This window comes from Shinella zoogloeoides (genome assembly GCF_033705735.1).
GTDB classification, from domain to species: domain Bacteria; phylum Pseudomonadota; class Alphaproteobacteria; order Rhizobiales; family Rhizobiaceae; genus Shinella; species Shinella zoogloeoides_A.
This window is the reverse complement of sequence record NZ_CP131130.1, coordinates 2,294,831-2,306,630: the sequence shown is the minus strand read 5'-3', so window position 1 is coordinate 2,306,630 and position 11,800 is coordinate 2,294,831. Positions and strand designations below refer to the sequence as shown.

Sequence of the window (11,800 nt, the reverse complement as noted above, 5' to 3'; positions counted from 1 at the left end):
ATTCAGTGAGGCATTCTGCCATGTCGAAAGATAGAAAATACGCCTGGGGGCTTGCGACGCTCTTCTCCGTGTCGCTGGTCGCCCTTTCCACGGGAACCGCGCTGGCGGATTCGGCCGGTGCGACGCTCAGCCAGGGCGACACCTTTTCCGAAAAGACCGGCGAGGCGATCTACTCCAATGTCTGCCAGGCCTGTCACATGCCTGAGGGCGCGGGGGCTGTCGGGGCGGGGAAATATCCGCCGCTCGCCAAGAACGAGAACCTCGAATCGGCGGGCTACCCGATCTATGTCATCCTGCACGGCCAGAAGGGCATGCCGCCCGTCGGGCAGATGATGACGGACGAGCAGGTCGCTGCCGTGGTGAACTATGTCCGGACCCATTTCGGCAACGACTACAAGGATGCAGCAACGGCCGAGGACGTGAAGGACGCGCGCTGAGACAATGGCGGCGGCCGCCGGGCCGCCGCCTTCGACATCACGGCCCCTGTGGATTTTTCGCCGGGACCAATCAGGATTTGAGCGCCTGCGGGACGGTTTCGTTCGCGGCGCTTTGCATGACGGAGCTTTGACAATGAAATTCATGACGGGTGCGATCGTTCTTTCGACATTGATGGCAACGGCCGGCGGTGCCCTGGCGGCAGAGGTGACGCGTCACAAGATCCCGAACTCGGATTTCCCCATTGCGCAGGCGGTCGAGATTCCGGCCGGCATGACGACCGTCTATGTCAGCGGTGCGCTGGCTTCGGTCGCCGACGAGAAGGCGCCGAAGGGCTCGATCGAAGCCTATGGCGATACCAAGACGCAGACCGTCTCGGCGCTTCAGTCGATCGAGAAGACGCTTGCCGGCATGGATCTGAAGATGAGCGACGTGGTGAAGATGCAGGTCTTCCTCGTCGGCGATCCTTCCAAGGAGAGCAAGATGGACTTCAAGGGCTTCATGGAAGGATATACCCAGTTCTTCGGCACCAAGGAGCAGCCCAACCTGCCGGCGCGCTCGGTGTTCCAGGTGGCCGGCCTTGCCGGTCCCGGCTTCCTCGTCGAGATCGAGGTGATCGCCGCCCGCCCCTGAGCGGATTTCCCAGATCATTCCGGGATATGTCATGCCTCCGTCGAGATCCTCGGCGGAGGCATTATCGTTGGGGACAGGGAGAGGCGGAGAGGGCGCGCCGCAGGGCGTCTTCAAGCTGGCGCTCGCTGAACGGCTTCGACAGGCGCAGCAGGTCCGCGCGCGCTTCCGGCGGCAGCTCGGAATAGCCGGTCGCGAGGATGACCGGGATGTGCGGCCAGCGCTCGCGCACGACTTCGCTCAGTTGCGAGCCCGTCATCTGGGGCATGGCCTGATCGGTGACGAGGAGATCGATAGGCCGCTCGGCGAGCACGGCCAGCGCTTTTGCGCCGGATGTGGCCTCGATGACGGTATGGCCCATATCCTCCAGCATCATGACGGTGTTCATCAGGACGAGCGGGTCGTCGTCAACCGCAAGTACGGTCAGGGTGGCCGCGGCGGGCGGGGTCTCGGCTGCCGTGCGGGCCTCGTCGGGTGCGGTCTTCCGGAAGGGTTCCTCCATGACGGGAAGCCACAGTTCGGCCGTCGTGCCGGCGCCTTCCTGCGAGCGGAGCACGAGCTTGCCGTTCGTCTGCGCCATCAGGCCCTGCACCATGGAAAGGCCGAGCCCCGTTCCCTTGCCGACGCCCTTGGTGGTGAAGAAGGGCGCCGTCGCTTCCTTGAGCGTGGCCGGATCCATGCCATGGCCGGCATCGATCACGGAAAGACAGATATAGGCCGCACCCTGCAGGTCCGCATGTGTCGCCTGCGGATCGCGCTCGAGGCGCGCGCCGATGAAGAGCGACCCGCCCTCCGGCATCGCGTCCCGGCCATTGATCGCAAGGTTGAGCAAAGCGTTGATCAACTGGTTCGGGTCGGTGCGGACGGGCGGCAGGTCCGGCGGAAAATCGGTCGTGACGACGATCGTCGGGCCGATGGCGCGCTGGAGCATGTCGGCGGTGTCGCGTACCAGGTTCGGCAGGTCGACCGGCTCGAAGTCGAGGTCTTGCCGCCGCGAGAAGGCCAGCAGCCGCTGTGTCAGCGACGCGCCGCGCTGGGTGGCCAGCAGGGCGTTGTCGATGAGCGACTGGGCCTCCGGCGCCAGCGTGGTGCGTTTCTTCAGAAGATCGAGGCTCCCTTGGATCGCCATCAGCAGGTTGTTGAAGTCGTGGGCGACGCCGCCCGTGAGCTGGCCGAGCGCTTCCATCTTCTGCGCCTGGAAGAGTTCTTCGCGCGCCAGTTCGAGCGCCCTCTGCGCATCGCGCTTTTCCGTGATGTCGCGGGTGATCTTGGCAAAACCAATCAGCTGTCCCCGGTCGTCCCGGATGGCGTCGATGATGGCATTGGCCCAGAACCGCGTGCCGTCCCGGCGCAGCCGCCAGCCTTCCGATTCGTAGCGCCCGTCACGCCTTGCGGCTTCCAGCGCCTGCTGCGGGACGCCGGTATTCCTGTCGTCCTCGGGGAAGAAGCGGGAGAAGTGCTGGCCGATGATCTCATTCGGCCGGTAGCCCTTGATGCGCTCCGCGCCGGCGTTCCAGCTGGAGACGCGGCCTTCCGCATCCATCATGTAGATGGCGTAGTCCGTCACGCCCTGCACGAGAAGGCGGAACTGCTGCTCGGCCTTGCGCAACTGTTCCTCGGCCTGCCGGCGTTCGGTAAGGTCCCGCGTGATCTTGGCAAAGCCGATGAGGACGCCGTTCCTGTCGTGGATGGGATCGATGATGACATGGGCCCAGAATTCGGAGCCGTCCTTGCGGACATGCCAGCCTTCGTCCTCGAAACGGCCTTCGTCCATGGCATGTCGCAGCGCGCGTGCCGGAAGCCCGCGTTCGCGGTCGGCGGGGCGATAGAAGCGGGAAAAATGCGTGCCCAGGACCTCCTCCGCCGCATAACCCTTGAAGCGGCTCGCGCCGGCGTTCCAGCTGGCGATCCTGCCTTCCCGGTCGAGCATGTAAATGGCGTAGTCGGTGATCGCGTCGATCAGGAGCCGGTAGCGGTCCTCCACGTCGAGCATGGGTATTTCGGCTTTCAATATTTCGTCCCCCGCGGCTGGCCCACAAAAACGCGGCAGCATCCATTAGGTTCCCTGCCGCGAACCTTTATCGGGGCCTTCCGCCGGTTCTGCCGGCCGGGGCGTTAGAAGTTGTAGCCTTCGGAAATATCGCGCTGCAGGGCTTCGTTCGCCGCCCTGGCGTTGCGGGCGACGATGGCGTCGTAGACGTCCTTGTGGTTCTGGGCGGAGCTCTGGAACATCGCCTCGTTCGGTACGGAATGGCGCACGGACGGGCCGATATGCATCCACAACGGTTCCAGAAGCTGGGCGATGAAGGAGAGGCGGCTCATTTCCGCGATCAGCATGTGGAAATGGTAATTGGCTTCCAGGAAGAGATCGAGGTCGTTGATTTCGGCCGAACGGAAGATGTCGGCGACATGGGCCTTGAGCTTTTCCAGTTCCTCGTCCGTGCGGTTCTCCACCGCGCGCTCGAGGGCCGCGCTTTCGAGGATGGAGCGCAGGGTGCGGATATCCTGCAATTCCTTGGTGCTGAAGATCGGCACCATCATGGTCCGGTTGGGCGTGGAGACCACGCTGCCGACGCTTTCGAGCCGTTGCAGCGCGTCGCGAACCGGCATCAGGCTGGTGCCGAGGCTCTTGGCGAGGCCGCGCAGCGGGAGTTTCTGCCCGGGAGTGAAGCGGCCCATCATCAGGTTGCGCTTCAGCATGTCGTAGATCTGCTCGTGAAGCATGTCCCGGGATACCGGCGACAGTTCCGGCGCGTTCGCCCCAGCATCTGGGATGTCACGGATCGTCAAATAGGCTCTCCCCTTGTGCGCAACTCGTCATAACACCCAACAGATGGCTTGACACCAAAAACATCGGACGGCATGTTGAATGTGTTATAACACTAGACAGAAGAAAGGACAGCGCCTTCTTTCGCCGGAAGCGATCCATTCTAGGGCGGGACAAAACCACAATCCAGACGCGTGTTGTCGAAATCGTGGTCGCGTTCAGGCTCCATCTGTCGCAAACGCCCTCTGTCGGGCTCGATGACGCTCCCGCACCGGATTCGCGGGCGTTGACGGGTGAGCGTGCGGCGTGTCACTGCCACCGCCGGAGGCGGGCGCCCGGCGCGCCGCCTCCGGTTTTCGAACGGCCATCCCGAGGATGCCGAGACATATGCATGCGGCGGACGCCTTGCATCCGCCGCCGGGGTTCCGCGCTGTCGGAAAAGCCCGAAGGAGGAACAGACCATGAGCGGCACGCTCTCCAATTCGCTGGCCCATGCGGATATCACGACGACCCTGCATCCCTATACGGATGCCCGCGCCCATGAGCGCCAGGGCCCGATGATCATCGACCACGGCAAGGGCATCTATATCTACGACGACGCCGGCAAGGAATATATCGAGGGCCTTGCGGGCCTCTGGTCGGTCGCCATCGGCTTCGACGAACCGCGCCTCGTGAAGGCCGCGGCCGATCAGATGGCCAAGCTACCCTACTACCACACCTTCAGCCACAAGGCGCACGAGCCTTCCATCCGCCTGTCGGAGAAGATCGTCGAGATGACGCCGGAGCCGCTGACCCGCGTCTTCTTCACCAGCTCCGGTTCGGAAGCCAACGACACCATGATCAAGATGGTGTGGTACATGAACAATGCGCTCGGCCGCCCGCAGAAGAAGAAGTTCCTCGCCCGCACCCGCGCCTATCACGGCATCACGATCGCTTCGGGCAGCCTGACGGGCCTGCCGAACAACCATCGCGACTTCGACCTGCCGGCGATCCCGGTCCGTCACCTGACCTGCCCTCACTTCTATCGCTTCGGCCAGCCCGGCGAGAGCGAGGCGCAGTTCACCGCACGCCTGATCGCCGAAGCCGAAGCCGTTATCCTCGAGGAAGGCCCCGAAACCATTGCCGGCTTCATCGGCGAGCCGCTGATGGCCGCAGGTGGCGTCATGCCGCCGCCGGCCGGCTACTGGAAGGGCATCGAGGCGCTCTGCCGCAAATACGATATCCTGCTCATCGCCGACGAGGTGATCTGCGGCTTCGGCCGCCTCGGCACGAGCTTCGGCTGCGAGCATTACGGCTTCACGCCCGATATCATGGTCATGTCCAAGCAGCTGACCTCGTCCTACATGCCGCTTGCGGCCGTCGTCTTCTCCGAGGCGGTCTATAACGCGATTGCCGACAACACGGCGAAGATCGGCACCTTCGGCCATGGCTTCACCGCTTCCGGCCACCCGGTCGCGACCGCCGTCGGCCTCGAGAACCTCAAGATCATCGAGGAGCGCGACCTCATCGGCAACGCCGCCCGCATGGGCGCAATCTTCCAGGCGCGCCTGGCGGAACTGGTCGATCATCCGCTGGTCGGGGAAGTGCGCGGTGCCGGCCTCATCGCCGGCATCGAGATGGTGGCCGACAAGGAGACCCGCCGTCCCTTCGCCGCTGCCGGCAAGGCGGGCGCCCGCGCCTTCGCCGCCGGCCATGAACATGGCCTCATCGTCCGCGCTATCGGTGACGTCGTTGCCCTCTGCCCGCCGCTCATCATCACCGAGGAGCAGGTGCACGAGACGGTGAACCGCCTGCGCAAGGCGCTTGACGACACCGCCAAGTGGCGCGCCGAAGAAAACCTGAACTGAGACGGCAAAGGGCGCCGCGTCGATCGCGGCGCCCCTTCTTTCTGCCTTCCGGCTGATCTGGAGACCCATCCCATGAAGACCTATTCGATCGCGTTCATCCCGGGCGATGGCATCGGCACGGCCGTAACCGAAGCCGCATGGGCGGTTCTCGAAAAGGCGGCTTCCGGCACCTTCAAGCTCTCAGGCACGACCTTCCCGTGGTCCTGCGCCTTCTACAAGGAAACCGGGGCGATGATGCCGCAGGACGGTATTGCGTCGCTGCGCGGCTTCGACGCCATCCTGCTCGGCGCGGTCGGCTGGCCGGCGGAGGTTCCCGATTCCGTTTCCTTGCACGGCCTGCTGCTGCCGATCCGCAAGGCCTTCGTGCAATATGCCAATATCCGCCCGCACCGCCTGCTGCCGGGCGTCGAAGGCCCGCTGCGTGCGGAAGGTTTCGACATCCTGTGCATCCGCGAGAACACGGAAGGCGAATATTCCGGCGCCGGCGGCCGCGTCCATCAGGGCACGGCGGACGAGGTGGCGGTGGAGACTTCCATCTTTACGCGCACGGGCGTCGAGCGCATCCTTCGCTTCGGCTTCGAGCAGGCGCGCGCTCGCAGCGGCAGGCTCGCCTCCGTCACCAAGTCCAATGCGCAGAAATATTCGATGGTGTTCTGGGACGAGATCACCCGGCAGCTTGCGGCCGAATATCCCGACGTCGAGGTCACCAGCTATCACATCGACGCCATGGCCGCCCGCATGGTGATGGCGCCGGAAAGCCTCGACGTGGTCGTCGCCTCCAACCTCTTCGGCGATATTCTGACGGATCTCGGCGCGGCGATCCAGGGCGGCCTCGGCTTTGCCGCCTCCGCCAATATCAATCCCGACCGCAGCGCGCCCTCGATGTTCGAACCGGTGCATGGCTCGGCGCCCGACATCGCCCATCTCGGCATCGCCAATCCCATCGCCGCCATCTGGTCCGGTGCGATGATGCTCGATCATCTCGGCGAACGCGAAGCCGCCGCCCGCGTCATGACCGCCATTGAGCGCACCACCGCGCGCGGCATCGGCGTCAAGCCGGGCAAGGACAGGACGGATGCGATTGCCGCCGCCGTGATTGCGGCGCTCGACTGAAATGGAATGCCGCCTCCGCCTGAATGGGCGGAGGCGGTTCAGATCGGGTCGGGGAAGGGGCAGTCCAGCTTGACCGTCCACGGGCGGATGTCGCCGACGATGGTATCGATCAGTCCCACGCCGTTTTCGAGCTGGTCGCGCTTGCGGGCAAGCGAGCGATCTCCGGGAATGCGCACCGGATCATGCCCCGGCGCGACCGTGCTCGCCCTGCATTGCTCGGCAAGCCGTCCCATCTCCTGCTCGAAGGTCGCGCGCCCGGCGAAATGTTCGGGGTCGATGGCCTGCACGAAGACACCGTTGGCCTCGCTGTCGCCGGTCTGCGAACCGCGGCCGAAGCCACCTAGTGCGCCGGAGAGCGCTTCGGTGAGGAGGGCGAGGCTGAAGCCCTTGTAGCCTTGTTCGGTGCCGCCGATAGGCAGGATGCCGCCGCCCCGCTCGACGAATTCGGCGGGATCGTCCGTGACTGTGCCATCCTGCGCGACGATCAGGGGCGCCGGCAGCGTCTGCCCGAGCCGGTAGCTGCGGTTGAGCGGGCCTAGCGCGGACATTGCGGCCGTCGTGTCGATGAGGATGGGGTCCCGGTCCGTCGGGATGCCGGCGGCGATCGGATTGCAGGAGAAGACGCGGCTCAATCCGCCATGCGGCACCACCACGGCCTCGGTCGGCGTGCTGGCGGTGATCATCACCATGATGCCGCGCCGGGTCGCGCGCTCCAGGTAGCTCGCAAGGCACGCGATGTGCTGCGCCCGGCGCACGACGACGGTGCCGGTTCCCTCGGTCTTCGCGATGTCGCAGGCGCGGTCCACCGCCCTTGCCGTGATCCACGGGCCAGGCAGGAATTCGGCATCCCAGACCTCGCTGCTGCGGGATGCGCTGAGGACCGTATGGTCGCCCTCTCGGCGTGTCTCGCCGCTCAGCAGCCATTCGACATTCGTCGGCAGGCGCTGCATGCCGTGGGTCGAATAACCGAGAAGGTCGGCTTCGAGGAAGAGCGAGCCGACGGTTTCCGCCCGCTCGCGCGCAAGGCCGGCGCGTTCGAGCAGCCGCGTGGAGAAGTGCATGAGGTCCGTGTACCGGTAGCGTTGCATGGTTTCTCCTTCGCGGCTGTCTCGCGACCTGTTCAGTGCAGGATCTGGCTGAGGAAGAGCCGTGTGCGCTCGTGCTGCGGGTTGTCGAAGAACTCGGCCGGCGAGTTCTGCTCGACGATCTGTCCCTGGTCCATGAAGATGACGCGGTTGGCGACCTGGCGGGCAAAGCCCATTTCGTGCGTCACGCACAGCATGGTCATGCCTTCTTCCGCCAGCGACACCATCGTATCGAGCACTTCCTTGACCATTTCCGGATCGAGCGCCGAGGTCGGCTCGTCGAACAGCATGATCTTCGGCTTCATGCACAGCGAGCGGGCGATCGCCACGCGCTGCTGCTGGCCGCCCGAGAGCTGGCCCGGATACTTGTGCGCCTGTTCCGGGATCTTGACGCGCTTGAGGTAGTGCATCGCCACTTCCTCGGCGTCCTTCTTCGGCATCTTGCGCACCCAGATCGGCGCGAGCGTGCAGTTTTCCAGGATCGTCAGATGCGGGAAGAGGTTGAAGTGCTGGAACACCATGCCGACCTCGCGGCGCACCTCGTCGATCTTCTTCAGATCGTTAGTCAGCTCGATGCCGTCGACGACGATCTGGCCCTTCTGGTGCTCTTCGAGACGGTTGATGCAGCGGATCATCGTGGACTTGCCGGAACCCGAGGGACCGGCGATGACGATGCGCTCGCCCTTCATGACCTTCAGGTTGATGTCACGCAGCACGTGGAACTCGCCGTACCACTTGTTCATGTTGGTGATCTCGACGGCGACGTCTGTCGCGGAGACCCGCATTTTTGTCGTGTCGGCATCGAGATCATCGGCACGTACTACATTTTCGCCCGCCATCGAGCATCCTCCTGCATTGCTGCGCCTTGCCTCCTCGGCGGCGCGGTTGATCGTTAGAGAGTGGCCAGCACCTCGTCGCAGACCTGCAAAAGCTCGTCCGCGTCGGCGATGGAGAAGGGCAGCGGCGGCCGGATCTTCAGCACATGGCCGAGCGGCCCGGATGCGCTGATGAGCACGCGGCGGCGGCGAAGCGCATTGACGAGGTCGCCCGCGACGCCAGGAGAGGGCGCGCCGTCGGCGCCGAGAATGTCGACGCCGAGGAAGAGGCCCTGGCCGCGGACATCGCCGATGGCGTCATGGCGCTTTGAAAGCGCCTCGAAGCCGGCCTTCATATGCGCGCCGACCTTCGACGCATTCGCCAGCAGGTCCTCGTCCCGGAGGATATCGAGAACCGCTGTGGCTGCGGCGCAGGCGACAGGGTTGCCGCCGAAGGTGTTGAAGTAGCGCGCCTCGCGGGCGAAGCGTTCCAGCACCTCCTCGCGCGCGACGACGCCGGCGATGGGATAGCCGTTGCCCATGGGCTTGCCCATGGTGACGAGGTCGGGCACCAGGCCATGACGCTGGAAGCCCCACATATGCGAGCCCATGCGGCCGAAGCCGGCCTGAACCTCGTCGGCGATGAAGAGGCCGCCTGCCTCGCGGATCGCGGCGACCGCGCCGGCAAGGAAGCCGGCCGGCTCGGAAAAGACGCCGTCGCTGGAGAAGATCGTGTCGACCAGCAGCGCGGCGGGGCGGATGCCGTGGCGCTGCATGTCGGCGATGGCGGCCCGCACCTCGCGCTCGAAGAAGGCACCGACGGCTTCCGGCGAACCGGCAAGGCGCGGATCGGGCGCCGCGACGGTGCGTACGTCCACGGCCAGCGGCACGTTCAGGCCGAGGGACGGGGACATGGCGGCAATCGCGTGGCTGATGCCGTGATAGGCATTGGCGGTGACGATGAAGCCGGTGCCGCCGGTGTGGTTGCGGGCGATGCGCAGGGCAAGGTCGTTGGCCTCGCTGCCGGTGCAGGTCAGCATCAGGCGGTTGGTCTCGGCGGGGAAATGGGCAAGCAGCCGCTCGGCATAGCCGACGATGCTCTCGTCGAGATAGCGTGTGTGCACGTTGAGCCGTGCGGCCTGCTCGGCGATGGCCGCAACGACGCGCGGGTGGCAATGGCCGACGCAGGGCACGTTGTTATAGGCGTCGAGATAGGCATTGCCCGCAGCATCGTAGAGGCGCACGCCGCTTGCCCAGTCGAAATGCACCGGCTCCTCGTAGAACATGCGGTAGGGCTGGCCGAGGACGCGCTGGCGGCGCTCCACGAGGTCGCGCGTGCGCTCGTCGAGGTTTGCGGCGTTCCTGCTGTCGAACGCGTTGATCATCACGGGTACGCTCATGGCATGCACCTTCGTTCTCTAGAGGGCGGTCCTGAATGGATTTTGCGGAAACGACGACAGCCGCTCCAGCCGCATCCAGGAGGCGGGATTGTTCTTCATGATATAGGTGCGGTTGACCGGGTCGCGGTCCGCGAGGATCTCCGTGACCACGACATTGATCACGCAGCGTGCGATCATGAATTCCGGCAGAAGCTCGATCTCCAGCGCATCCAGCGGCGAGGCCCGGTGATAGGCGCTGATGACATCGGCGGCATCTCGTAGATCATTCTCGCCGCCGCGAACCTGCAGCAGCGCCGCGCCGGCCAGATCGACGAGACGGGGCGCGTGGACGAGATCACCGAAATCGAGAAAGCCGGCAAGGCGGTCCGTCGCATCGCTGTCGACGAGGATGTTCTGGCCGTTCATGTCGCTATGGACGGCTTGCGCGGGCAGCGCGACCATATGCGGCCCCGCGACCTGCTCAAAGCGGTCGAGCATGGCTTCGGCGAGCGGCCGACGCGCCTCGTCGATCAGCGTCAGGGAAGGACGCAGGCTGGCGATAGGCTTGACGTCCCAGATGAGATCGCGCTCGCGCGAAAAGGGATGGTCGAAGCTCGCCAGCGCCATGTCGAGGCGGGCGACGGCGTCTCCAATGGCGTGGCGCAGCGCCAACGTCGGCGCCTCGATGAGGGAAAACGGCGTGCCTTCGAGATAGGTCAGCAGGCGCAGGTAGCGGCCATCTGCAGCGCCGAGGAGGATGGCCTCTTCACCGGTGAGGGCGGGCACGATGCGCGGGGCTGCGATATCAGGGGCGGTGCGCGCGATGTGGAGAAGCGCGGCGCTTTCGAGCATCGTGCCGTCGGCGCTTTCTGCGGGGTCCGAGACCTTCAGTGTGAAGGTAACGCCCTCGGCCGTGCGGATGCGAAAATTCTGGGTGCGCTCGCCCCCTAGCTCCGTCGCGCGGCCATCGACGCCGAAATGGCGGAGGGTGAGGGCTTCGGCCTTCGCGGTATCGAGCCGCGCCGTCATTCGTCCGCCCCCTGGAAGGAATCCGCGAGGATGCCGAAGCAGTTGACGACATCGGAGACGACGGCCCTGCGCGCGGCCGCGGCGTCATTCGCGGCGATGGCCGCGAAGGCCGTCTCGTGGTCGGGAATGGCATCGGTCAGCTTGCCGGGCTCGGCCTTGGCGAGACGCACCGAAGGCCCCATGCGCAGCCAGAGCGGCTCGATCATGTCGCGCAGGATCGGTGAATTGCTCATGTCGGCGATATGCAGGTGGAAGCGGGCATTGGCGCGCAGGAACCGGCTGGTGTCGTTGGCATGGGCCGCTTCCGCCATGGCGTCGAAATGGACGCGCAGGCCCGCGAGGCTCTCGGGCGTTGCCGCCCGGGCCGCGCGGGCGGCGGAAAGGCCTTCCAGCGCCACGCGGATATCGCGGATTTCGGTGAGTTCGGCGATGGTCAGCAGCGGCACGATGAAGGTGCGTTCGAGGCGCAGGGCCCCGAGGCTTTCGAGCTTCTGCAGGGCGTCGCGCACGGGCACCACGCTCGTTCCGAGGGCGGCCGCGAGGTTTCGGAGGACCAGCCGGTCGCCGGGGCGGAATTCCCCGATGATCAGCTTTTCCTTGATCTGCTGGTAGATCTGCTCGTTGAGGGTATCCTGGACGAGCGTCCGGTAGGTGGGCATGGAGCTGCCGTCCGCCAGCGCGATTTCCTTCCTGTCCATGC

The 11,800-nt window shown here is 65.3% G+C and carries 11 protein-coding genes; 4 read left to right on the top strand and 7 right to left on the bottom strand.

Annotation, left to right across the window (positions count from 1 at the left end; translation table 11 throughout):
• Positions 1-20 precede the first annotated feature (20 nt).
• Together ShzoTeo12_RS11575 and ShzoTeo12_RS11570 are read left to right on the top strand one after the other, a co-directional pair.
• The gene (locus tag ShzoTeo12_RS11575) at positions 21-437 is read left to right on the top strand and encodes a cytochrome c (protein WP_318909802.1); all 417 of its coding nucleotides are present in this window, start codon (positions 21-23) and stop codon (positions 435-437) included.
• A gap of 133 nt (positions 438-570) precedes the next feature.
• The gene (locus tag ShzoTeo12_RS11570; RefSeq protein WP_318909801.1) at positions 571-1,068 is read left to right on the top strand and encodes a RidA family protein; all 498 of its coding nucleotides are present in this window, start codon (positions 571-573) and stop codon (positions 1,066-1,068) included.
• Between the two features lie 61 nt (positions 1,069-1,129).
• Here ShzoTeo12_RS11570 and ShzoTeo12_RS11565 read toward each other — a convergent pair whose 3' ends face one another.
• Both ShzoTeo12_RS11565 and ShzoTeo12_RS11560 read right to left on the bottom strand, forming a co-directional pair.
• A complete protein-coding gene (locus ShzoTeo12_RS11565; protein ID WP_318909800.1) occupies positions 1,130-3,058 on the bottom strand; it encodes a PAS domain S-box protein in 1,929 nt (642 codons plus the stop codon).
• A 122-nt stretch (positions 3,059-3,180) separates the two neighbouring features.
• On the bottom strand, positions 3,181-3,855 hold the full coding sequence (locus ShzoTeo12_RS11560; protein ID WP_318909799.1) for a GntR family transcriptional regulator: 675 nt from the start codon (positions 3,853-3,855) through the stop codon (positions 3,181-3,183).
• A 438-nt stretch (positions 3,856-4,293) separates the two neighbouring features.
• Between ShzoTeo12_RS11560 and ShzoTeo12_RS11555 the strand changes: the two genes are divergently transcribed.
• Positions 4,294-5,679 (top strand): aspartate aminotransferase family protein, encoded by a 1,386-nt coding sequence (locus ShzoTeo12_RS11555; protein WP_318909798.1) that lies wholly within the window; start codon positions 4,294-4,296, stop codon positions 5,677-5,679.
• A gap of 72 nt (positions 5,680-5,751) precedes the next feature.
• On the top strand, positions 5,752-6,792 hold the full coding sequence (locus tag ShzoTeo12_RS11550) for a tartrate dehydrogenase (RefSeq protein WP_318909797.1): 1,041 nt from the start codon (positions 5,752-5,754) through the stop codon (positions 6,790-6,792).
• Positions 6,793-6,830: 38 nt separating this feature from the next.
• Here the strand turns inward: ShzoTeo12_RS11550 and ShzoTeo12_RS11545 are convergent, their stop codons facing one another.
• From ShzoTeo12_RS11545 to ShzoTeo12_RS11525, 5 genes are read right to left on the bottom strand one after another with little or no spacing between them, the layout of a single operon-like run.
• Complete coding sequence (locus ShzoTeo12_RS11545) at positions 6,831-7,880, bottom strand: Ldh family oxidoreductase (RefSeq protein WP_318909796.1); 1,050 nt, start codon at positions 7,878-7,880, stop codon at positions 6,831-6,833.
• A gap of 32 nt (positions 7,881-7,912) precedes the next feature.
• Positions 7,913-8,716: an amino acid ABC transporter ATP-binding protein gene (locus tag ShzoTeo12_RS11540; RefSeq protein WP_318909795.1), complete on the bottom strand. Its 804-nt coding sequence runs from the start codon at positions 8,714-8,716 to the stop codon at positions 7,913-7,915.
• Positions 8,717-8,769: 53 nt separating this feature from the next.
• On the bottom strand, positions 8,770-10,092 hold the full coding sequence (locus ShzoTeo12_RS11535; RefSeq protein ID WP_318909794.1) for an aspartate aminotransferase family protein: 1,323 nt from the start codon (positions 10,090-10,092) through the stop codon (positions 8,770-8,772).
• 18 nt (positions 10,093-10,110) lie between these two features.
• The gene (locus ShzoTeo12_RS11530) at positions 10,111-11,100 is read right to left on the bottom strand and encodes a phosphotransferase (protein ID WP_318909793.1); all 990 of its coding nucleotides are present in this window, start codon (positions 11,098-11,100) and stop codon (positions 10,111-10,113) included.
• Positions 11,097-11,798, bottom strand: a complete 702-nt coding sequence (locus ShzoTeo12_RS11525) for a GntR family transcriptional regulator (RefSeq protein WP_318909792.1) — start codon at positions 11,796-11,798, stop codon at positions 11,097-11,099. Before ShzoTeo12_RS11525 ends, ShzoTeo12_RS11530 begins: the two co-directional genes overlap by 4 nt.
• Positions 11,799-11,800: the final 2 nt, after the last annotated feature.

What these genes read in the sequence shown, in the direction of transcription:
- ShzoTeo12_RS11575 (WP_318909802.1), top strand. Translation starts at nt 21, where the DNA reads ATGTCGAAAGATAGAAAATACGCCTGGGGGCTTGCGACGCTCTTCTCC.
- ShzoTeo12_RS11570 (WP_318909801.1), top strand. Translation starts at nt 571, where the DNA reads ATGAAATTCATGACGGGTGCGATCGTTCTTTCGACATTGATGGCAACG.
- ShzoTeo12_RS11565 (WP_318909800.1), bottom strand. Translation starts at nt 3,058, where the DNA reads ATGCTCGACGTGGAGGACCGCTACCGGCTCCTGATCGACGCGATCACC.
- ShzoTeo12_RS11555 (WP_318909798.1), top strand. Translation starts at nt 4,294, where the DNA reads ATGAGCGGCACGCTCTCCAATTCGCTGGCCCATGCGGATATCACGACG.
- ShzoTeo12_RS11550 (WP_318909797.1), top strand. Translation starts at nt 5,752, where the DNA reads ATGAAGACCTATTCGATCGCGTTCATCCCGGGCGATGGCATCGGCACG.
- ShzoTeo12_RS11545 (WP_318909796.1), bottom strand. Translation starts at nt 7,880, where the DNA reads ATGCAACGCTACCGGTACACGGACCTCATGCACTTCTCCACGCGGCTG.
- ShzoTeo12_RS11540 (WP_318909795.1), bottom strand. Translation starts at nt 8,716, where the DNA reads ATGGCGGGCGAAAATGTAGTACGTGCCGATGATCTCGATGCCGACACG.
- ShzoTeo12_RS11535 (WP_318909794.1), bottom strand. Translation starts at nt 10,092, where the DNA reads ATGAGCGTACCCGTGATGATCAACGCGTTCGACAGCAGGAACGCCGCA.
- ShzoTeo12_RS11530 (WP_318909793.1), bottom strand. Translation starts at nt 11,100, where the DNA reads ATGACGGCGCGGCTCGATACCGCGAAGGCCGAAGCCCTCACCCTCCGC.
- ShzoTeo12_RS11525 (WP_318909792.1), bottom strand. Translation starts at nt 11,798, where the DNA reads ATGGACAGGAAGGAAATCGCGCTGGCGGACGGCAGCTCCATGCCCACC.